Source organism: Halalkalibacter sp. APA_J-10(15) (genome assembly GCF_023017105.1).
Taxonomy (GTDB): domain Bacteria; phylum Bacillota; class Bacilli; order Bacillales; family Bacillaceae_D; genus Halalkalibacter.
The window spans coordinates 61,536-83,949 of record NZ_JALKEV010000011.1; the positions used below are offsets into that span (position 1 = coordinate 61,536).

The 22,414-nt window shown below is 39.6% G+C and carries 15 protein-coding genes and 1 riboswitch; of the genes, 13 read left to right on the forward strand and 2 right to left on the reverse strand.

Annotated features, from left to right (window positions below):
* Window positions 1-165: 165 nt before the first annotated feature.
* The 12 genes from MW695_RS13660 to MW695_RS13715 all read left to right on the forward strand — a co-directional run bounded on the left by MW695_RS13660 (window position 166) and on the right by MW695_RS13715 (window position 17,075).
* Window positions 166-1,221, forward strand: a complete 1,056-nt coding sequence (locus tag MW695_RS13660) for an ABC transporter ATP-binding protein (protein ID WP_247105914.1) — start codon at window positions 166-168, stop codon at window positions 1,219-1,221.
* Window positions 1,222-1,457: 236 nt separating this feature from the next.
* Window positions 1,458-2,585 (forward strand): extracellular solute-binding protein, encoded by a 1,128-nt coding sequence (locus MW695_RS13665; RefSeq protein WP_247105915.1) that lies wholly within the window; start codon window positions 1,458-1,460, stop codon window positions 2,583-2,585.
* Window positions 2,586-2,607: 22 nt separating this feature from the next.
* Window positions 2,608-4,293, forward strand: a complete 1,686-nt coding sequence (locus MW695_RS13670) for an ABC transporter permease (RefSeq protein ID WP_247105916.1) — start codon at window positions 2,608-2,610, stop codon at window positions 4,291-4,293.
* Window positions 4,294-4,564: 271 nt separating this feature from the next.
* Window positions 4,565-5,350 (forward strand): ABC transporter ATP-binding protein, encoded by a 786-nt coding sequence (locus MW695_RS13675; protein WP_247105917.1) that lies wholly within the window; start codon window positions 4,565-4,567, stop codon window positions 5,348-5,350.
* A gap of 2 nt (window positions 5,351-5,352) precedes the next feature.
* Window positions 5,353-6,963: a hypothetical protein gene (locus tag MW695_RS13680; protein WP_247105918.1), complete on the forward strand. Its 1,611-nt coding sequence runs from the start codon at window positions 5,353-5,355 to the stop codon at window positions 6,961-6,963.
* Between the two features lie 109 nt (window positions 6,964-7,072).
* Window positions 7,073-7,187, forward strand: a riboswitch (SAM riboswitch).
* A gap of 106 nt (window positions 7,188-7,293) precedes the next feature.
* Window positions 7,294-8,415 (forward strand): sugar ABC transporter substrate-binding protein, encoded by a 1,122-nt coding sequence (locus MW695_RS13685; protein WP_247105919.1) that lies wholly within the window; start codon window positions 7,294-7,296, stop codon window positions 8,413-8,415.
* 218 nt (window positions 8,416-8,633) lie between these two features.
* Window positions 8,634-10,133: a sugar ABC transporter ATP-binding protein gene (locus MW695_RS13690; protein ID WP_247105920.1), complete on the forward strand. Its 1,500-nt coding sequence runs from the start codon at window positions 8,634-8,636 to the stop codon at window positions 10,131-10,133.
* A gap of 1 nt (window position 10,134) precedes the next feature.
* Window positions 10,135-11,124 carry an ABC transporter permease gene (locus MW695_RS13695; RefSeq protein WP_247105921.1) on the forward strand — a complete coding sequence of 330 codons (990 nt, stop codon included), beginning with the start codon at window positions 10,135-10,137 and terminating at the stop codon, window positions 11,122-11,124.
* Between the two features lie 363 nt (window positions 11,125-11,487).
* On the forward strand, window positions 11,488-12,408 hold the full coding sequence (locus MW695_RS13700; RefSeq protein ID WP_247105922.1) for an aldo/keto reductase: 921 nt from the start codon (window positions 11,488-11,490) through the stop codon (window positions 12,406-12,408).
* Window positions 12,409-12,439: 31 nt separating this feature from the next.
* Window positions 12,440-13,435: an L-glyceraldehyde 3-phosphate reductase gene (mgrA, locus tag MW695_RS13705; RefSeq protein WP_247105923.1), complete on the forward strand. Its 996-nt coding sequence runs from the start codon at window positions 12,440-12,442 to the stop codon at window positions 13,433-13,435.
* Window positions 13,436-13,540: 105 nt separating this feature from the next.
* Window positions 13,541-15,265 (forward strand): ABC transporter ATP-binding protein, encoded by a 1,725-nt coding sequence (locus MW695_RS13710; RefSeq protein WP_247105924.1) that lies wholly within the window; start codon window positions 13,541-13,543, stop codon window positions 15,263-15,265.
* Complete coding sequence (locus MW695_RS13715; protein ID WP_247105925.1) at window positions 15,258-17,075, forward strand: ABC transporter ATP-binding protein; 1,818 nt, start codon at window positions 15,258-15,260, stop codon at window positions 17,073-17,075. The genes MW695_RS13710 and MW695_RS13715 overlap by 8 nt, the downstream gene beginning before the upstream one ends.
* 72 nt (window positions 17,076-17,147) lie before the next feature.
* On the opposite strand, the gene MW695_RS13720 is transcribed toward MW695_RS13715, so the two are convergent.
* Both MW695_RS13720 and MW695_RS13725 read right to left on the reverse strand, forming a co-directional pair.
* Window positions 17,148-19,745, reverse strand: coding sequence for a glycoside hydrolase family 9 protein (locus tag MW695_RS13720; protein ID WP_247105926.1), 2,598 nt, complete (start codon window positions 19,743-19,745; stop codon window positions 17,148-17,150).
* Window positions 19,746-20,525: 780 nt separating this feature from the next.
* The gene (locus MW695_RS13725) at window positions 20,526-20,822 is read right to left on the reverse strand and encodes a putative quinol monooxygenase (protein WP_247105927.1); all 297 of its coding nucleotides are present in this window, start codon (window positions 20,820-20,822) and stop codon (window positions 20,526-20,528) included.
* Window positions 20,823-20,960: 138 nt separating this feature from the next.
* Here MW695_RS13725 and MW695_RS13730 point away from each other — a divergent pair, with 138 nt between their 5' ends.
* Window positions 20,961-22,274, forward strand: coding sequence for a polysaccharide biosynthesis protein (locus MW695_RS13730; RefSeq protein WP_247105928.1), 1,314 nt, complete (start codon window positions 20,961-20,963; stop codon window positions 22,272-22,274).
* Window positions 22,275-22,414 lie beyond the last annotated feature (140 nt).

Consider the following 22,414-nt stretch of genomic DNA (forward strand, 5'->3'; position numbering starts at 1 on the left):
GACATCTCATGCAATCAGCTGAATTTGGTTAAATCTTACATACATGAATTTGTCAATAATAATGGTTGAGTGGTCATTGACGTCTTTTCAATAGGTGTGCTAAACTCAATTTGTATTGAGTTTCATTCTCAAAGAGAAGGAACAACAGGACAGGGGAGATACATAATGAGTTTTATTCACTTACACCAATTAACGAAACAATATGCGAAGTCTGATCATATTGCAGTTGACCATATAGAGCTGAGTATTGAAAAGGGTGAAATTCTGACTCTACTCGGTCCGAGTGGTTGTGGGAAAACAACAACGTTACGCATGCTTGCTGGCTTTGAAAATCCCACATCTGGTACAATTTCGGTTGATGGACAGGATATTGTAAGTGATCGTACGTATGTCCCAGCTGAAAAGCGTGGAATTGGAATGGTCTTTCAAGACTATGCGTTGTTTCCCCACTTAACGATAGAAAAGAATATAACATTTGGTTTAAATAAATGGAGTACGCGTGCCAAGAAGGGGCGTGTTAAAGAAGTGTTAGAGCTAGTAGGGTTAAGTGAATTTGCGAAAAGGTATCCAAGTGAGCTCTCAGGAGGGCAGCAACAGCGAGTGGCTCTTGCCCGTGCGTTAGCCCCTAAACCTCATGTTGTATTAATGGATGAACCATTCAGCAACCTAGATGCTGGTTTACGTGAGCGAATGAGATATGATGTGACAGCAATTTTACGAAAAGCGAACACAACAGCTGTTATTGTCACACATGATCAGAAGGATGCATTTGCTGTTTCTGATCGAGTGGTGGTGATGAACGAAGGGGTTATCCAACAAATTGCCACACCAAGGGATATGTATCGCTGCCCAAAAAACTGCTTCGTTGCTCAATTTGTCGGTAAAACGAACTTGTTAGTGGGCACGCTTTGTCCTGATTTAAAGCATGTTGATACGTATATTGGTCGTGTTACATTGCCTAAGCAAAGTGAGGAGCTTATGGAAAATGTGCGTGTTTCGATTCGTCCCGAAGGTTGTCAATTGGCAGAAAATGGGGGATATTCTGGTCGTGTAGAGCGAGTGACCTATAGTGGTGAATATCAAGAGGTTGAAGTCTTATTAGGCGACAATGAACAAGTCCAGCCTATCGTTGTATACGCTCCGATTGAGCAGGAGATCGAAGTCGGACAGGTCGTCGCTTTTGATATAAAGACTGAATTAGTTGCGCTCGTGGAAGCGTAGGCGTTTGTTTATCATTATTTTGCCCAATATAAGTGGTCACTACGAGGTGGATTTTTAGTGTTCTTGGATTGGCTGCCTATTTGTAGTGGCCATTTTATATGGAGTATGGAATGTTAACCATATTGCGAAAAAATATTGACAATTGAAATAAGCTCAATTATAATTCAGTCTATGTTATTAATTGAAATTGATAATCACTTTCAATTAAGTGAATAAAATGTATTAGGGGGATCAAGATGAAAAAAGGATTAAAGCTTTTACTTGCTAGTTTACTTGTATTGTTACTGTTTGTTGTTGCTGCTTGCGGAGGTAACGATGAAGAGCCAGAAAGTACAGAAGGTGATGATCAAGCCGAAGAACAGCCCGTTGAAGATGAAAATGATGACAGTGATGAAGTCGCTGTAGAATTATCAGGGGAACTTGTAGTATACTCTTCACGTAATGAAAATTTCGTACAAGCGTTATTAGACAAGTTTGCAGATGAAACAGGTGTAACTGTTAATGCGTTACATGGTGCTGATCCACTACAAATTGAAGAAGAGCAAGGCAATGTACAAGCTGACATTTTTATTTCCAATGATCTTGGTGCATTAGAGTATTTGAATGGTCAAGGTTTATTAGTAGGCTTTGATCCAGAAGGTGTTGAAACGATTGATGAACAGTTTCGTGCAGATGATAATGCGTGGATTGCATTATCAGCAAGAGCACGAGGATTTATTTATAACAAGGATTTAATTTCAGAAGATGAAATGCCTACAAGCATGGAGGATTTATTTGACCCAGAATGGGCAAATGTTGAAAATGGATATGCGATTACTCGTGGTGGTAACGGTGGTATGATTGGAAACGTTTCAGCGCTACGCTATGAGTGGGGCGATGAGCGTACTGCTGAATGGATTACTGCGATTAAAGATAATGCTGCTGGAATTTTTGAAGGGCATGGTGATATCCGTCGTGCTGTTGGCGCAGGTGAACATGCATTTGGGCTTGTGAATAATTACTATTATCATCAGCAATTAGAAGAGCCATCTGATAATAATGTAGGATTTATTTATGCAGATCAAGAGGATGGACAAATGGGTGCGATTGCTAATGCAGCTGGTGTTGGCTTAGTAAATGAAGCTCCAAATGCAGAAAATGCTCAAGCATTTATCGAATGGGTTCTGAATCCAGAGAATCAATTGGCATTTGTCGGTGAATCTCTTGAGGTTCCAATTAACCCAGATCTTGATCCACCGTATGAAGCGGCATTACCATTCAATGAATTGCATGTTCAAGACATGCCGTTGAAGGAACTAGGAAATTACTTCGAAGATACAAGAGCATTAATTGAAGAATCAGGGCTTGATCTTGATTTAAGATAATGATGGACTAGGAGAGGGCAGCATGGATAAGCACGATCATAATAAAGAACAAAAACAGCATCAAGCTTATCCTAAGGTTGGAGAAAATCATTCTCCAACCCTTCTCCATTTTATGAAAAAAAAATGGCTGAATAGCTGGTATGGGAACCCTCCGGGACCTGTTCTTTTATTCGTCGGTAGTTTAGTTGCACTCATCATGTCGATACCGATTATTTATGTCATTTGGCGCTCTCTATTTGCTGGGAAGGATCGTTGGATGAGATTGCTAGATGGTCGCATTCCTGAATTGTTGTGGAATACGTTTTCATTGACAATAGCAGTGACCGCTTTTGCTGTCATCATTGGTATTTCTCTTTCATGGTTAGTCGTTCGGACTGATTTACCTGGGAGGAAAGTGTGGCAATGGTTATTGGCGTTGCCGCTCGTGATCCCACCGTATGTTGGTGCGGTTACATACATTATTGTTATGGGTCCAAGTGGCTGGCTACGAGATTTGTGGCGCGACATTCCTTTTCTCGTCGAATGGTTTGGACAATATCCGCTTAATATTTATTCATTTTGGGGCGTTTTTTTTGTTTTGACAATGTTTACATATCCATATGTGTTTCTTATTGCTAGTGCGTCATTACGAAAGATGAATCGTAATTTTGAAGAGGTGGCTCGTTCTCAAGGGTTAAATACAGCGCAGATTTTTTGGAAGGTTAATTTACCATTTTTACGTCCGGCGATCGGAGCAGGGGCGATTCTGATTTCTTTATATGTTCTTTCCGACTTTGGTGCTATAGCGATGCTCCGGTATGTGACGTTTACAGCTGCGATTTATTTTCAACGTTCGAGCTTTGATACAGCCTCTGCTTCTGTTTTGAGCCTTGTGCTAATCGTACTGACGATTTTGATCTTATGGATTGAGTCAAGGACGCGGAGGAAAAGTCACTATTATCAAACGAGTAATACATTCCGAGAGCCAGAAATATTATCATTAGGAAAATGGAAACCTTTCGCCTTTCTGTATGTTTGTTGTGTGTTTCTCGTTTCAGTTGTCTTACCAATTGCCGTTCTGATTTATTGGTCGGTTATTGGGATGGGAATGGGTGCTCTTGATGCAAGGTTTTTCGGCTTTGCGTGGAATAGTATACTCGTATCAGGTCTCGCTGCATTATTATGTATGCTGCTAGCATTACCGATTATTTATTTGAAATCACGTTATCCATCAGGGTTGACGACTTTCATTGACAAATTAAGCTATGCTGGCTATGCGTTACCTGGTGTGATTGTTGGTTTAGGAATGATCTTTATTTTTAATAATCATATTCCAGCGTTGTATAACACGTTTTACATGATTGCGATTGCTTTTGTCATTCGCTTCTTACCACAAGCGATGCAATCGGGGGAAGCCTCGCTTAGCTTAGTGTCACCTCGAATTGATGAAGCGGCAAGGAGCCTCGGTTATCCACCGTGGAAGGTGATGTTTAAAGTGATCCTACCAACGATTCTTCCCGGTGTATTAGCAGGGGGGGCGCTCGTATTTGTAAGTTCAATTAAAGAGCTACCAGCTACATTAATGCTAAGGCCGCCTGGCTTTGATACGCTAGCTGTCCGGGTTTATTTTGAAGCAACAGAGGCGATTTATCATTTGGCTGCACCTGCAGCGTTACTAATTATTGTCGTTTCGGTTATTCCGTTGCGTTACTTGTTAAAGAAGTACTAATCGATATTGTCGGTTGAAAGAGAGGCTGTAAATACAAGGTGCTTGCCATCTTGTATAATGGCCTCTTCTTTTTTTACAGAAATAAAACGATGTTGACGGTGGTGGCGGTTTCGTACGTTACACGTTCTCTTTCAGTAAGGCTTTAGCGCTTGTAACACCTGGATTTGACGAAATGAACAAGTATGAATGGAAATGAATGATAAGAAAAGGGAATATTTAGAGGTCTTGTATGATATACTGTCCACAAACTAGGATATAAGGAGTTATAACTATGACAGATCAGGTACCTGTTATTTCATTACGAGGTTTGATGATGAAATATGATGATAAGTATGTCTTACGAGGCATAAATTTAGATGTGTATGAAGGCCAAATTATTGGCTACATCGGACCGAACGGGGCTGGGAAAAGCACAACCGTTAAAATTATGCTAGGGCTTGTCCGAGGATTTACGGGCTCGGTGCAAGTTCTTGGAGAAGATATTGCAAATGGAAGAGTCGAGTATAAACGGAAGATTGGTTATGTCCCTGAAGTCGCTGAATTATATGATATGCTGACGGCTCAAGAGTATTTAACGTTTATTGGTCAGCTGTATGGAATTGAGAAGGAAGCAGCTGATTATAAAGCGCGTCGACTAATGAAGCAATTTGAATTGGAGGAGGTCTATTATTCTCGTATTTCTTCTTTTTCAAAAGGGATGCGTCAAAAAGTTTTACTTATTTCAAGCTTATTACATAATCCTGATGTACTATTTCTTGATGAACCGCTGAGTGGTTTAGATGCAAATAGTGTGATGGTTGTAAAGGAAGTAATGGCTCAATTGGCCTCTCAAGGTAAAACGATTTTCTATTCATCACATATTATGGATGTTGTTGAGAAAATTAGTAATCGAATTGTGCTCATTTCGGAAGGGAAGATTATTGCAGATGGGTCGTTCGATGAGCTAAGAGAAAAGAATTTAGAAGGCTCATTAGAAGAGATTTTTAATGAATTGACTGGCTTTCATGAGCACCGAGAAATCGCAAGTAAATTTGTTTCGATTGTTCAAGAGGTGTAAGGATGAAGGATTATTTACTGCTACGTTTATTAGATCGATGTAAAAAAGTATTTCGCTTGTTTGGAGTCGATTTTACTGACATGAGAACGATCTTACAAGTGAAGTTTGAAATGGATCAGCGACGTGTTCCGACGGTTTTTGCCGATTCAGCAAAGAAGGAAGATAAGAAAAAGAATCAATTTTTATTATCATTAGGGTTATATGCCCTATTTGGTCTTATTTTAATTCCCTTTCTCTTTGGTGAAGAGTACTTATTTCAATTAAGTATTGTCTTTTCAATTTATATGTTTCTTGTCATGTCATCGCTAATTTCGGATTTCTCAACTGTGCTACTAGATGTGCGTGACCGATCGATTCTAGCAACGAAGCCGATTACTGAGAAGACGTTGGCGGCGGTGAAAGTGATTCATGTCGCAAATTATTTAATACAATTATCGTTAGCGATTATTGCGATTCCACTTATTGTAGCAATCTCTGTGAAAGGAATTGGATTTGCCTTCTTGTTTCTAAGTAGTATCGTTTTTTTAAATTTATTCATTATTGTCATCACAACATTATTATATTTACTAATATTACGTTTCTTTAATGGTGAAGTGCTGAAGGATATGATTAATTATGTTCAAATTGGACTTTCTATCGCGCTGATTGTTGGGTATCAAATTGTTGTTCGTTCATTTGAATTTGTCGATTTGAACATAGAGTTTCAAGCAGCGTGGTGGCAATTTTTCTTACCGCCTATCTGGTTTGCGGCACTATTTGAGCTCATTTTAAATCAGGTTGTAAATGCATATTTTATTAGCTTTACGAGTCTAGCGATTTTCGTTCCTATTGTGGCGATGGTCTTTTACGCACGATTCATGCCAACCTTCGAATATTATTTGCAGAAGCTTGACAGTCATGAGAGAAATACGAGGGAACGAAAGAAAAGATGGCTTACGTGGATATCAAATATCATCTGCTCTAGTAAGGATGAACGAGCCTTTTTCCATTTTGCTAGTATTGTCATAAAAAGGGAGCGACAATTTAAGCTTAAGGTGTATCCATCTATTGGTCTTGCACTTGTCTTGCCTTATCTCTTTCTTTTCTCAGAAATGAGAAATAGCACTTGGGGAGAGATCGCAAGTAGTCAGTGGTATTTGTCGATGTATTTTACGATTTTGCTCATTCCAACTATAGTCGTAATGGCGGAATATTCTGAAGGCTACAAAGGAGCATGGATTTATAAGTCTTCACCGTTAAAAGGGTATCATCTTGCGGTTAAAGGAACACTAAAAGCATTATTAGTAAAGCTAGTGTTGCCGTTGTATGTACTTGTTTCGATCATTTTTCTTTGGATCTTCTCGATTAGAATTATTCCTGATTTAATTGTATTGATCTTTTCAAGTATGCTCTATATGGCCATTTGTCAGCTGGCTGCTGCGCGTATAAAGCGTCCTTTCTCCAAATCATTTAAAGTTATTCAAGATAGTAAAGGGTGGCAAATGCTCGGCTTAGTCTTATTAGGTGGTGTATTTTTCTTAGGTCATTACGTTAGCCTACAGTTTACTGGTGGGGTATATGGTTATTTACTTATGGTAATAGTTGCGAATTGGCTCGCATGGAGGCGGATTTAGTTGAATGATGTAAAAAAACATATTTTTCTTGTCGGAATTCTATTGACTTCTTTTCGATAAGGTATTAAAGTTAGATTATTCATTTTTGACAGAAAATTAGATAAATAGACTCTTATCAAGAGTGGCAGAGGGACTGGCCCGATGACGCCCAGCAACCGTTCTTACTTGAGAAACGGTGCTAAATCCTGCAAAGTATGACGGCTTCATACTTTGAAAGATGAGAGAGGATTTCAATCATAGCATGATGAACCTCTCTTTATGGATAAGAGAGGTTCTTTTGTGGTCAATGAATGATAGTGATGAAAGAAAGAGAAAAGGGGAGCTGGAGAAATGAAGAAAGTATTGAAACATGCGATTGCACCACTTGCACTTGGACTACTTCTTGTAGGGTGTGGTACAGCTGAAGACACAGGACAAACAGGACAAGCTGGGAGCAATGATAGTGATGTGAGCTTTGAAAGTGTTCCAGAGCGTTTTGCTGAAGGAGAAGATGTAAACATTAAAGTCATCCGTAAAATCGGTGGTGACGATCATACAGCGCAATTTTTAGCTGGAGCCCAAGAGGAAGGGTCAGCTCTTGGATTTGATGTTGAAACATTTACAGCTAATGGAAATACGGAAGCATTTCATGATGCGATTGCACAGGCGGTCAATGGTGACTATGATGGTGTCATTATTTCTCATGGGGATGATCAGGCTACGATTGAAGGTGTTCGAGATTTAGTGGATAGTGGAAAAAGCGTTGTAGCGTTTGATTCAGATGGTGGTTTAATAGACATTGAAGGTGTCACATTAACGTCTCAAGATGATGAAGAATTAGCATCATTAGCGTTAAATCAATTAGTAGAAGATTTTGATGGTGAGGCGAATATTGTTTACCTATGGGTCGATGGATTTCCGCCAATGGTTAGACGTAATAATGTGTACCAAGAAGTACTTGATAGCCATCCAGGAATTAATGAGCTTGAACGCTTTGGGGTAGCGGCAGAGGATACATCAGTCCAAACACAGAATGCAGTTTCGGCGATGTTAACTAAGTATCCAGAAGGTGAAATTGATGCGATCTTTGCAACGTGGGATGCTTTTGCGATTGGTGCGACAAGAGCATTGAAGGAAGCAGGACGTGAGGATATTGCGATTTATGGTATTGATATTTCAAATGCAGATTTACAAGAGCTACAGGAGGAAGGAAATCCATGGAAGTATACAGCAGCTGTTGATCCGAAATTAATTGGCGCTGTTAATGTGAGAATTTTAGCTAAGAAGCTTGCTGGGGAAGAAACGCCACAAACGTATGACCTTGAAGCTTCATTAGTATCACAAGATCAATTACTAGGGCAAGAAGAGTCTGTGAATATGGTGAACCTTGCTGATATTATTGAAGGTTGGGGACAATCAGATGCTTTCGAAGAAGATTGGATGAAAGAGCTTAAAGAGCATTATCAGCAGTAAAGTTAAAGAGGATCTCTTAAAGGAAACTGAAAAAGTAAAAAAAACAAACTTTTTCAGTTTCCTCTCTTTGGGTGTCTAAAAGCGGAGTTAGAGCTCTTTTAGACACCTCCTTATGTTTGAAGAACTGAAAAAGGTTTTTTATCTATTGCTATTCCCTCAGCTAAGTGGTGAGGATGTTGAAAGAGTATGAGTAAAAGACGTAAGGTGGGGAAATCGTCATGACGACATTACATATGGAAAGCATATCAATTGAATTTCCTGGTGTAAAAGCGCTTGATCAAGCAACGTTTCAGATTGAAACGGGTGAAGTACATGCATTATTAGGGGCTAATGGCGCTGGGAAATCGACTTTGATGAAAGTATTGTCAGGGGCGTATAGTCATTATTCAGGCTCTATATCCTTTGATGATGTTGAGATGGAAATTCGATCACCAAAGGACGCTCAAAATGCCGGTGTTCAAATTGTTTATCAAGAAGTAGACACGGCTTTGATCTCTTATTTGTCGGTAGCAGAAAATATTATGCTAAATGAAACGGTTAATGAATTAGGGAAGAAACAATTTGTTAGCTGGTCATTGATTCATGATAAGACTAAAGCGATATTAGAAAAAATGAATATTCGTATTTCTTCAAAAGCACTCGTTAATGAATTGACGCTTGCCGAAAAGCAAATGGTCTTAATTGCAAGAGCGGTACGTTCAAACTGTCAATTTCTCATTTTAGATGAACCGACAGCACCTTTAAGTCAAACTGAAACGAATGAATTGTTTCGTATTGTAGGAGAGCTAAAGGCTAGTGGAGTCGGAATTATTTTCATTTCACATCGGTTGCCAGAGATCTTTCAAATTTGTGATGGAATTACGGTGATGAGAAATGGACAATTTGTTCAACGAGTACGAACGGCAGAAATAACACAAAATGAAGTGATTGAGAAAATGTTAGGCAAAAAGCTCGAAGATCAATACCCGGATCGCTTTGAGGTGAGTGGGGAGCGTATCCTAGAAGTAAGAGGACTTTCAGATAAGCAAAAGGTACATGATGTGAATTTTCACGTTCATGCAGGTGAAATTATTGGAATAGCAGGACTTGTAGGAGCCGGAAAAACAGAGTTATGTAAAGCGTTATTCGGAAAATCAACGAATCTATCTGGAGACGTCTTACTTAAAGGAAAGAAATTAAAGCTGAAAGCACCCCATCAAGCTGTTCAGCAAGGCTTAGCGCTCGTTCCAGAAGAACGACGTAAAGAAGGGGTCCTTGTAACAGAATCTGTTACGACAAATTTGACAGCGGCTAGCTTGTCTTCCTTCACTAGGCTATTCGGATTTTTAAATGTGAGAGCAGAACGTAAAAAGTCAGTAGAGGTGATTCAAAGTCTAGGGATCAAAACCCCATCAGAATTAGCTCTAGTTGAACATTTATCTGGTGGAAATCAACAAAAAATCGCCATTGGAAAATGGTTGATTGCTGATGCGGACGTCTACATGTTTGACGAACCGACAAAAGGTGTTGATGTAGGGGCAAAAAAAGATATCTTTCTCTTAATACAAGAATTAGCGAAGCGAGGAAAAGCGATTATTTATGCTTCATCAGAGCTAGCAGAAATTGTTGGTGTAACGAATCGTGTGTATGTGATGTACGATGGAAAAATGGTAAAAGAGGTACAGACAATAGAAACAAATGAAGAAGAGCTACTGTATTTCTCGACTGGAGGGGACTAACGTGCAAGAAGTATCAGAAAGAAAAGAGAAAAAGTTTGATGCATTTCGTTTCTTTTATAGATATGGAACGTTGCTAACGATCGTTGTGCTGATTGTATTCTTCTCATTGGCAACCGATTCCTTTATGCAAAGTTCAAATATGATAAATATTTTACGTTCGATTTCAATTGTGACGATTATTGCTATTGGGATTACGATCTCTTTATCTGTCAATGGCTTTGATTTATCAGTAGGCTCAGTTGCATCCTTATCGAATGCCATCGTTATTTCGATGTTCGTCTGGTTTTCACAAAATACGTTCGTAGCGATATTCGCCGCTTTAATTGCGGCTTTACTTGTTGGAGCATTTAATGCCTTTATGATCGTGAAGGTAAAAATACCTGATATGCTTCTAACACTTGCAACGATGTTTATCGTACAAGGGATTGCTTTAACGTATACGAAAGGGGCAACCGTTTCTGAAAATATGGTGATGTCAGACGGCTCGTTTGCAACGGGAACGTTAAGCTCGTTCTTCTTACAGCTTGGGCGAATTCCTTGGATTATTATTATTATGATCATTTCGGTCATTCTCGTTCATATTTTCCTAACCTATACGAAGCATGGTCGGTTTATGTATGTAATAGGTGGGAATGAGGAGGCTGCAAGATTATCAGGAATACCTGTTAATAAATATAAAGTCACTGCCTATTTATTATCAGCACTATTTGCTGCTATCGGGGGGATCGTGCTAGCGTCAAGAGTTGCTACAGCGGAAATAAACGCTGGTACTCCATATTTAATGGATGCTGTGGCAGCAACATTTATTGGATTTTCTGTTCTCGGAGCAGGTAAACCTAATGCAATAGGAACGTTTTTTGGTGCTGTATTAATAGGCATCTTGTCCAATGGTCTAGTGATGATGTCTGTACCTTATTATTCGATGGATATAGTAAAAGGGACAGTGCTCGCCTTTGCGTTAGCAATTACGTATTATAAATTAAAAAAATAGATTTTATAGAGGTTGTTCAAAAAGGGATGTTTTTCCCTTTTTGAACAACCTCTAAGCAATGAGAGTAGTTGCTACATCTCTTAAAAGTCTTGTGGTGAGTGGTTTTCTGACCACAGACGCGTAGCGAACGGAGCCATTGCTATATTTTTCGTGGTGTTTTTTGATCATGCTCTTGTAGCTAGGAAGATTAGAGAAAGGCTACGTTAGGTATGTAGAAGAAATTTATTTTTTTCTGAAGCATGTCTTTTCTTTGTTATTCATAAGGAAAGAATGATAAAATAATCTCTGAAGATTTGGGCAGGTTTTCCACTCTTTTTATCGAACTAATTATAGTAGTCTATTTTTTCGAAAGGGGTTAGGTCCATGAAATATCGTACGCTAGGGAAAACTGGATTAGACGTGTCCGTAGTTGGAGTTGGAACGTGGCAATTTGGAGGCGAATGGGGCAAGGAATTTACCCAAGATGAAGTAAATGCTATTTTGCAGCGAGCGAAAGAAGTTGGCATTAACTTTATTGATACAGCTGAATGTTATGGTGACCACCTTTCAGAGTCTTTTATTGGCAACTATTTAAAGCAGGATGAGCGAGAAGATTGGATTGTTGCGACGAAATTTGGACATAAGTTTCATGGGGCGTTTGATCGTACGAATCATTGGAGTGCCGAGGAAGTGATACAGCAATTAGATGAATCCCTGAAAGCGCTTAAAACGGATTACATTGATCTGTATCAATTTCATTCTGGTAGTGATGAAGCGTTTCGGAATGATGGACTATGGACAGCGTTAGATAAACAAATTCAAGCAGGGAAGGTTAGACATTTAGGTATTTCCATCGGTGCTAATGATAACATTTATCAAACCGATATGGCATCTGAGTTTAATGCTAGTGTGATTCAAGTCGTTTATAATCGTTTAGAGACGGAGCCTGAAGAGAAGGTGTTTCCTTCATGCGAACGACAACAATTAGGTGTCATGGCACGAGTACCATTAGCAAGTGGCTTTTTAAGTGGGAAATATAAGCCAGGAGCATCCTTTGTTGACAGTGATGTCCGTTCTCATCATGATCAATTGCAGTTGCAGCAGAAGCTCGAATTAGTTGAACGGATTCAACGAAATGAAGTGCCAGAAGGTGTTAATATGGCACAATGGGCGCTTGCCTGGTGCTTGAAGCATGAAGCAGTGACAAGTGTCATTCCTGGATGCAAAAATGTAGAACAAGTTGAAAGTAACGCGTTAGCGGCTACATTAGATATGGTTAGTGAAAAGCACCCACAATCTGTTTAATGGTGGCACATAAAGAAGTAGGAGAGATAATATGACATATGTAGCAAGTGATAATCGATATGATTCGATGATATATAATCGTACAGGGCATTCTGGATTGTTTTTACCAGCGATTTCGTTAGGTTTATGGCATAATTTTGGTGGTGTTGATACGTTTGAGAATGGTCGAGCAATGCTATGTCGGGCATTTGACTTAGGGATTACTCATTTTGATCTGGCTAACAACTACGGTCCTCCTCCTGGATCAGCGGAAGAGATGTTTGGGAAGATATTACAAACGGATTTCAAGCCTTATCGTGATGAAATAATCATTTCGACGAAAGCAGGATACCATATGTGGGACGGACCATACGGCGAATGGGGATCGAAAAAGTATTTAATTGCTAGTCTTGATCAAAGCTTAAAACGAATGGGTCTTGATTATGTTGATATTTATTATTCACATCGACCAGATCCTGATACCCCACTTGAAGAGACGATGGCTGCTCTTGATCAAGTTGTTCGTCAAGGAAAGGCGCTCTATGTTGGGATTTCAAGCTATAGCGCGGAGCAGACAAAAGAAGCTACTCGTATTCTAAATGATTTAGGAACTCCATTGCTCATTCATCAGCCGAGTTATTCTATGCTAAATCGTTGGATTGAAGAGGATGGCTTACAGGATGTATTAGAAGAGGAGAAGGTTGGTTCAATTGCCTTCTGTCCATTACAGCAAGGTCTATTGACGAATAAATATATGAAAGGAATACCATCACAATCTAGAGTAGCTAAGGAGACGGGAGCTCTTGGTGAGGATCAAGTGACCGAGCAAGTGATACGGAAGATTCAAGGCTTACATGAAGTCGCTGCAAGACGAGGTCAAACACTTGCTCAAATGGCGTTAGCATGGGTGCTACGTAATGGAAAGGTGACCTCAGCTCTAATCGGAGCAAGTAAGGTGAGTCAGATCGAAGACAATGCTCAAGCAGTGAGCAATCTTAAATTTTCACAGGATGAGCTTGATGAAATTGACCGAATTTTACAAGACTAATGAAATGAATATGGTCAAAAGCTGTCCACGAGGGTACTACCTGATTGGACAGCTTTTTATGACATTAAAGAATGCGAATGAACAAACAGAACTTGGAGGAGCATCATGCTGAAGTTATTTCCATTTTTAACACCTTACCGAATTCCGATATGGATTGCCCTTACTTTAATGTTTGTGGAATTGGTTGTTGAGCTCATTCATCCATTATTATTAGCTAGAATCATTGATGACGGAATTGTAGGAAATGATATGGCTTTTGTGATGAGATGGGGAGGTATAATGATTGCGATGTCTTTACTTGCCTTCATTTCCGGAATTATTAATTCCTTTTATGCTGGTCATGTAAGTCAAAGTACCGGTTATGATATAAGAGGAGACATGTATGAGAAGATTCAACGCTTTTCCTATGAAACGTTACAACGATTTCAAACATCGTCGTTAATAACGAGAATGACAAATGATGTCACGCTCATTCAAAATACGATATTTATGTGCTTACGTATTATGTTTCGGGCGCCATTAATTGTTTTTGGCGGAGTGATCATGGCTTTGTTTGTCAACGTTAGACTTGGCCTTATTCTAGTTGTAACGATCCCGATTATTATTTTGTTCTTAACATGGATGATGAAGAGGGGCTCTGGATTATTTAAAGATGTTCAAGCGCGTTTAGACGGTCTTAATCACGTCTTTCGCGAAAATTTACAGGCGATTCGAATGATTAAAGTATTTGTTACTCGTAAAGTTGAACAGAGCCGCTTCTCAAAGCGTAATGAGGAATTAAAAGAAAAAACGATTAACGTGATGCGCTTAATGGAGGTAGCGATGCCTTTATTACTGCTATTAATGAATACGGCGATTGTCGCTATTATTTGGTTCGGTGATATGGCAGTCGTAAGTCAAAATGCACAGGTTGGTGAGGTTGTCGCTATTCTTAATTATGCGATGCGTATAACAGGGGCGCTCTCCATGTTTTCGATGTTTGTGATTATTTTTTCACGGACAAAAGCTTCTGCTGAGCGTATCTCGCAAGTGTTGGAAGAAGAAACAGAAAAAGACGTTGAACGTTCACAGTCAGCTAAGGTGGAAAAAGGGGCCATTACGTTTCAGCATGTGTACTTTCGCTATCCTACTATGAAGGAGGATGTACTAACCGATATTTCATTGACGATTGAAGCAGGTCAAACGATTGCTTTTATGGGGGAAACAGGCTCAGGGAAGTCATCTCTCTTTCAATTAATCCCGCGATTGTTCGAGCCGCAAAAAGGAAGTGTTTATATTGATGGAAACAAAATCAATCAGTTTCATAGTGAGGAGCTTCGTCAAGCGATTGGTTATGTTCCACAGGAAGTCTTTTTATTTTCAGGAACGATTAAGGATAATCTCTTATGGGGAAAACGAAATGCGTCAGTCGAGGAAATGACTCAAGCGGTGAAAGAAGCTCAGATTGCTCATACGATTCAGTCCCTTCCATTGAAATATGACACGCTAATTGGTCAAAAAGGTGTGAATTTATCTGGTGGTCAAAAGCAGCGAATGTCGATTGCGCGCGCATTAGTTCGCAAACCAAAAATTCTATTATTGGATGATAGCACGAGTGCGTTAGATGTTCGAACAGAAGCCAAGCTGTTAAACGCAATTCGCTCGCATTCCTGTACAACACTTTTCATTACACAGAAGATCACATCAGCGATGGAAGCTGATCTGATTGTCTTAATGGAAGATGGTCAAATCATTGCTAAAGGTTCACATGAAGAGCTCTTCCAGCAATCGACGATGTATCAAGAGCTAGTTCAATCACAAGAACAAAAAGAGGTGCTTATTCATGAGTAATCCATTTAGTAGGCCCTTTCAATATGAGCGTATATCCATTAAACGTAGTAAAAATATTAAAAATACAAAAAACATCGATAATTGGTTCGATACAACGAAACGGATATGGAGCTATTTAGGTGAACATAAACGGATGTTGATGCTCGTTATTTTAATGATTATTTTAAGCTCAGCCTTAAGTTTATTAGGACCTTTTTTAATTGGAGTGACGATTGATGATTATTTAATGGCTGCTAACACTTCTGGACTTATATGGTTACTAGCCTTTTTGCTCATCGTTTATGTATCTCATGCGTTGACGATGTGGCTTCAACACTTTTGGATGGTTCGAATTGCACAACAAACGGTTTATACGATTAGAACGGAGCTTTTTAATCATATTCAAAGGCTACCTATCCCTTTTTTTGATAAACGACAGCACGGGGAGCTCATGAGTCGAATGACGAATGATATTGAAAATATAAGTAATACATTGAATAGCTCGGTGATTCAAATTATTTCAAGTGTGTTAACGTTTTTCGGTATTTTAGCTGTAATGCTTTGGTTGAGTCCGCTTATGACGCTTGTTACGGTTACTGTTGTACCTTTGATGGTTTTCGGAATGAAGTGGATTACGAAGCGAACCTCGATATTTTTTAAAGAGCAGCAAAAAAACCTAGGCGCTGCAAATGGTTTTATTGAGGAGACGATATCAGGACAACGAATCGTTAAAGCATTCTCTCAAGAAGACCATGTCATTCAACAGTTTAAAGAAAAAAACAAAGAGGTAAGAAAGACTAGTTTTTGGGCACAAACCTATTCTGGGTTTATTCCAAAGCTGATGAATGTATTGAACAATTTAAGCTTTGCCGTTATTGCTTTTATTGGTGGGATGTTGGCGTTACAGGAAAATAGTGCTGTCACGGTTGGTATTATTGTTATCTTTGCAGAATATTCTCGACAATTTACAAGACCATTAAATGATTTAGCTAATCAATTCAATACGTTATTGTCAGCTGTTGCTGGCGCTGAGCGTGTGTTTGAAGTGCTTGATGAGTCTGAGGAAGCAGATCAGAAACATGCGAAGCCGATTAAAGAAATAAGAGGGGATGTTGTCTTCAAGGATGTCCATTTCTCCTATGAAGAAGAGAGTAAAACAATTGCGAATGTTAGCTTTCGTGTCAAAGCAGGGGAAATGATTGCCCTTGTAGGTCCTACAGGAGCTGGGAAAACAACGATTATCAATCTGTTATCATGCTTCTATGAGCCAGAGTCTGGAGCCATTCTTATAGATGGTATTCCTTTATCAGAGTTAAAAAGAGAGAGCCTAAGACAGCATATGGGTTTCGTCTTGCAAGATTCGTTTCTGTTCCAAGCAACGATTCGTGAAAATATTCGTTACGGTCGTCAGAATGCAACCGATGAAGAGATAGAAGAAGCGGCGAAGAAGGCTAATGCGTATTCCTTTATTATGAAACTACCTGAGGGATTTGATACGATGCTTGATCAAGAAGGGAGTGGAATAAGTCAAGGTCAGAAACAGCTCTTATCGATTGCGAGAGCGATCCTTGTTAATCCATCCGTTCTCATCTTAGATGAGGCGACGAGTAACATTGATACGATTACAGAGATCAAAATTCAAGATGCGTTAAAAAGGCTCATGCAAGGGAGAACAAGCTTTGTTATCGCACATCGATTAAATACGATTCAGCAGGCAGATCGTATTTTAGTTCTTCAGGAAGGTAAAATAGTAGAACAAGGCTCACATGAGGAATTAATGGAAAACGATGGATTATATTATGAAATGAATGAAAAGGGAGGGAATGAGTGAGGCAGGTTACACATCAAGTGAAGAGGCCGCTATGAGAAATAATCACTCATAGCGGTTTTTTTTGAATAATATTTATGAAGGGAGTACTCGATTTCTAAAACGAGTAGTTAAGCCAATTGCAACGATGAGTAAGCCGATTAACAAATGATTATAAGTGTTGGTCGCAGTGTTTGGAAGTGGTGATCCTGACTGCGAGCTTATGATCGTCTCGATTTCTTCTTTCGTTGGTATTTCGTTATGAAGATCATCCTTGTCATCCGTTAATGTCCCATCATCTGCCGGTGGTTCTCCGCCGGGAGGGTCCTTTTTCTCATCGTCCTTTTCTTCGGTTGATGGCTCTTCCTTTTCTTCCTCAGCCGGCTCTTCCTCTTCGTTCTCGATTTCATCAATCGAATGATCTTGATGATAGACGAGCATAGCCGCTACAAAGACGAGTGGAGAGTTGTAGTTAATCGCATGCTCATTCGTTTCCCAATCAATCGTTGAATGGTTGTAGCGTTTTGCTGGGAAGTTTGAAAGCTTAGTTGAGCTCGAGTTAGGTCCTCCTGCCATGAATCCAGGTGGAAATTCAACTAACCAATCGCTATTAAAAATACTACTATGTGTTTCGTGAATATGATTTTCACCAAATCCAGTAACGAAGCTTAACTGAAGAGGGTTTATCCCTAGCACATAGTTCATATTAGCTGCTGATACGTGCAGGACATCTTCGTCATATTGATCGGTTAACTGACTCCCAACAGCTAGACTTAAAGGTGTCGTAAACGTATTTGTATTGGCTCCCCAGTAGTATTCGTTTGGAGAGTTACGCCATACCGATTCAGATGTGCTAATGTGAATCACTTCGTTTCTCCAGCTATTAAATTGCTCGGTGTACCATTGCTCGAAGCTACTATCGGTTTCGTGAGCAGCCATATAATGATGATGCCCGATCATCTCCATCCCATTAATCCCATGGGAAAATGAAGCATCTCCAAATGTATCAGGAAAATCTTGATAGTGATCCAAGATGTACTGACTGTATTTCTGTTCACCTGTTGCGCGGTAAAGAGCAGCAGCTGCATAATAACGACTATTCTCATCATGATCTACGTTATATGGACCATCAGGCTGAGGAATATGAGTTGGGTTGTCCTCTAGGTATTCCCACGCTGCTTCAGCAGAAGCGAGTAAAGTCGCTGCATAATCTTCAAGATGATCAAATTCACTAAAGACGAGAGACGTATGAGCTAAAGCACCTGCCGTATTCGCTGTTTGTGCAGTTGGGATGCTAGCATTCATGACAGTACGGTCCTCATCACGAATGACATAACTATAAAATCCACCTGTTTCGTCATCTTGCATCTTCAATAGGAAGTCTGTTTCGAACTTTATTTCATCTAATAGGTCAGGCGTTCCGTTATTGCTTTCAGGAATGTTCAATTGTCCATCATAAAATGCCTCATCGTAGAGTTCATAAGCCCAAAGAAGATCGGATACGGCTGTAGCAGCAGCAGTGACATATTTCCCGTAATCGCCAGCATCATACCAACCACCCGCAACATCAATGGTAGTCGATGGGTCTGTTTGCAGTGGAGCCGCGAAGTCGCCGTCATGAATCATCTCTCTAGCGAAAATACCAGCATGCTCCTCTAACAAATCTACATTAGCACGTTGTAAAAAGTAAAAACGTTGAACGTCGGTTAATAATTGATTGTAGACTTCTGTGCCAATCGCAAAGACAGAGGAATCCTCTTCCCCATCAATGGATATATAAAATCTACCTTCTTCTACGTTAGAAAAGTCCGCTTTTAAGACTTTCTCTCCTGATGCAGGGTCATAAGCCTTTACTAGTTCAAGCTCACCTGAATAAACGACTTGATCGTTGGCACTATTCTTCACTTCGAACGGCGTGCCGACGGTCGCAGTAAGTTCATTGTAATAGCCGCTTACATACGCGTATTTCTCCCCATCTATTAAATAGCCCAATTGATTTACCTTAATTGGAGCAAAGCTTTCCTCAATATCATCTGAGACGATTTTGATATCACTTATATATGCGGTAAATTCATTTTCAGTTGTTTGATAGCTTCTTGAAAGCGTAAACAATTGAACTCGTGAGAAATCAAATAAACCATCATCGATAAATTCAGCTAATGGAATTTCAATGGTTTGCCAATCCGTTGTAATATCAAAATAATCATGACTGTCTAAGCTAATGTGAACGTTGGATTCAGCTCCGTGCTCTGGTTCGTATGGCTCTCCATTGTAGAAACGTTCTGTAACTGAATCCTTAAAGCCTAATTGAAAGCCTTCACCACCATCTTCACCTTTAACGGCAAATTGAAGCGAGCCATTAGCTAAATATGGCTCGATGTTTCCTGTTTGCCAGCCATTAAGTGTTAAATTCGCTTCCCAGAAATCGTCTGTTGGTGTTAATTGAATAGAAGGGGCTCCATTATACTCCTCTCCGAGTGGAATGAAATAGTCGTAGCCCCAACCACTATCTTCTCCAGGGAGAAGCCCGTAACCCCAGCCATCGCGATTTCCTTCAAATAAAATGTAATCCTGTAATGAATTCCAGTCCTCACTAGGTGGTTGAAAACTACTTTCTGCTAATGAAACGCTTTGAAACGATGTAGAAATGATTAGGAAAACAATAAAAAGACTTAGTAGTATTTTCTTCAACATTCTTAACCTCCATATACGTGATTTAAATTAGGGGAAACATAAGATGAAACGCTTACAAAAAAGTAGATATTCACCTCCGTTTGAAAAGTATGAATCTAGATGAAAGCGTTCTATTAAAATGGTATAGGAGGGAAGTGGTAGAAAAAACATCAAAAATTTCACATAAAGTAATAGATAATTTTGATGTTTTCATATACTTTTTTTATAGAATTAAAATTTATAGAGCCTGTCGACAAAGTCTCGCAAAAGCGAGACAAGTCGACAGGTTTTTTGATTAGTATTCAGGGAGCGGCTCTGCGACCTCGCTACCGGGATGGGGGGCACGCTTTCCGCAGGCGGGCGTTGAACTAACGGGCTGAGCCGGTGGATTTCAACCTGCCCGTTCTTGAGGCCACTGAAAAAGTGAAAATCGCACTTTTTCAGTGGCCTTTAAGTAATATGCGTAGCCGTTGCCCGATTTTGAAAGCCTTGCAATGAGTGGAGCCATTACTCTTCCTTGAGTGACTAGAAAGGACTTATTCAGTACCCTCCCCATTCTTTCTGCAGGAGTCGGCCCTCCCATCGTAGGTGAATTCGCAATGTCGCCTTATTCGTCGCTACACGTTTTTCTGAAAGAAGTACACTTATAGATATGATGGCTCCACACGATGCAATTAAGAAAAGACGCTATCGCGTTTTTCTTAGATTATGGGAAGAGTGCGGGAGGAGGAAAGTTTAATAAAGGGAAGAAATAAAAAAATGGAATGTAAGTAAGAAACCATTCCACGATGAATAAAAGGGCTAGTCATTTTCTGCTCGAACAGCGAATTGCTTGATTTGTGGAGGAGTAGCCATGTAATCCTTGGATTGTGCACCAAATTCAACGAAATGCTTTGTTTGAAAGTGGAACTCGATCGCTTCCTTTGATTTCCACTCTTCTACCATAATAAATTGATTGTCTGCTGAGCTCTGCTCATACAGCTCATATCGAATGTTTCCCTCTTCTGCTTGTGAATGTTTAATTAAAGGTTGAACATCTCGTAAAAAGTGTTCACGTTGCTCGCGTTTGACGGATATAAATGCATGAATAATATACAATGGAAGCCCTCCTATTAGTTGTTTTCTCTCTAACTTTCGCAAATGTCTGGAAATGTGTCAAACTTTTTCACTTAAGTATCGATATTTTTATGACTTGTCTCATATAGTGTACGGACAGATGAAAGAGGGAGAGAAACGATGAAGACATTTTTTAAGAGTGCGCTATTGTTAATCGTAGTTGCCCTCATAGTAGAGTGCATAGAATTTATTATAAATGTTGTCTTAGCACGTGAGTTAGGAGAAGAGGGTCTTGGTTTGTATATGGCTATTTTTCCAACTGTGATGTTTATTGTCGTGCTATCTAGCTTAGAATTACCGATATCGATTTCAAAGTTTGTTGCAGAAAAGGAAGAATTATTTCACCGAAGCATGCTCAAGCATGCATTACGCTTTGCAACGGTTTGTGCTGCCATCTGTATGCTTGTAGCGGTTATCATTCTTCCTTTATTACCGGTATTTGACCAATATCACCCGGTTGTTCCGTGGTTATTTATTAGCTTAATTCCAATTGTAACGTTCTCCTCTGTAGCAAGGGGATATTTTATGGGGGCACAGCAAATGGGGAGAATTGCGCTTGCCAACTTTATTAGACGGGCGGCTCAGCTTGCTTTACTAGTTTTTTTCTTTCTATGGTCCTCCTATCAGATTGAATTTGCTCTAGTCATTGCTTTTGTTACCCTCATTGCGAGTGAGGCGCTTGTCTTTCTCTACTTATTTATTGCCTTTATGCGCCAGATGCACAAATTAAAGAAAAAGCCGCGTGCTGAAGTCGGCTGGAAGAAGGTACGCCATTCGCTATTGTCGGTGTCTGTTCCGACAACAGGGCTGCGCATTTTTCATTCAGCTACGTTTGCAATTAAGCCCTTTTTTATTAAAAGTGCGCTCGTCCGTTCGGGGATGGTTGAATCAGTGGCGATGGTGCAATACGGAAAGCTTGCTGGGGTGGCCTTTTCGATTGGCTTCTTTCCAGCCTTTATTGCGCATTCACTATTAATTGTCTTAATTCCGACTGTTTCGGAAGCTTTTCATAAGGCGGATTTAGCAAAATTAAGATCGTTGCTACAAAAAGTTATGATGATTACAGCGATTTATGGATTAGTAGCTGTTTGTGTTTTCTATTTTTATGCAGAAATGCTAACGAGCTTATTTTTCGATGATTCGCCAGCCGTCCGCTATTTACAGCTACTATTGCCTTACTTCTTGTTTCATTATTTTGTTATTCCGATGCAAGCGTACTTAATTGGACTCGGACTCGTGAAAGAGGCCTTTCTACATGCTTTATATACAACGATTGTTTCCTTTATTATGATGTATGTTCTTGGATCGATGGCAGCCTTTCAAATGGATGGCATTATTATCGGGATGAACGTATCAGCTGTTTTATTGACAATGATGCACTATATAACGATTTGTGAAAGGATAAGAGTGTCGTGGTGGTTGAGGGAGAAATAAAAGCAACAGTAAAAGGACATTGAAGAGGTTATTACAACTTCTTCAATGTCCTTTTCAATTCAAGCTTAAAACTCATAATTACAGGGTATGGAACAAATAATAAAAGGAACTTATTTTTCTTGACAACATTGTATATACAA

What these genes read in the sequence shown, in the direction of transcription:
- MW695_RS13660 (WP_247105914.1), top strand. Translation starts at nt 166, where the DNA reads ATGAGTTTTATTCACTTACACCAATTAACGAAACAATATGCGAAGTCT.
- MW695_RS13665 (WP_247105915.1), top strand. Translation starts at nt 1,458, where the DNA reads ATGAAAAAAGGATTAAAGCTTTTACTTGCTAGTTTACTTGTATTGTTA.
- MW695_RS13670 (WP_247105916.1), top strand. Translation starts at nt 2,608, where the DNA reads ATGGATAAGCACGATCATAATAAAGAACAAAAACAGCATCAAGCTTAT.
- MW695_RS13675 (WP_247105917.1), top strand. Translation starts at nt 4,565, where the DNA reads ATGACAGATCAGGTACCTGTTATTTCATTACGAGGTTTGATGATGAAA.
- MW695_RS13680 (WP_247105918.1), top strand. Translation starts at nt 5,353, where the DNA reads ATGAAGGATTATTTACTGCTACGTTTATTAGATCGATGTAAAAAAGTA.
- MW695_RS13685 (WP_247105919.1), top strand. Translation starts at nt 7,294, where the DNA reads ATGAAGAAAGTATTGAAACATGCGATTGCACCACTTGCACTTGGACTA.
- MW695_RS13690 (WP_247105920.1), top strand. Translation starts at nt 8,634, where the DNA reads ATGACGACATTACATATGGAAAGCATATCAATTGAATTTCCTGGTGTA.
- MW695_RS13700 (WP_247105922.1), top strand. Translation starts at nt 11,488, where the DNA reads ATGAAATATCGTACGCTAGGGAAAACTGGATTAGACGTGTCCGTAGTT.
- mgrA (WP_247105923.1), top strand. Translation starts at nt 12,440, where the DNA reads ATGACATATGTAGCAAGTGATAATCGATATGATTCGATGATATATAAT.
- MW695_RS13710 (WP_247105924.1), top strand. Translation starts at nt 13,541, where the DNA reads ATGCTGAAGTTATTTCCATTTTTAACACCTTACCGAATTCCGATATGG.
- MW695_RS13715 (WP_247105925.1), top strand. Translation starts at nt 15,258, where the DNA reads ATGAGTAATCCATTTAGTAGGCCCTTTCAATATGAGCGTATATCCATT.
- MW695_RS13720 (WP_247105926.1), bottom strand. Translation starts at nt 19,745, where the DNA reads ATGTTGAAGAAAATACTACTAAGTCTTTTTATTGTTTTCCTAATCATT.
- MW695_RS13730 (WP_247105928.1), top strand. Translation starts at nt 20,961, where the DNA reads ATGAAGACATTTTTTAAGAGTGCGCTATTGTTAATCGTAGTTGCCCTC.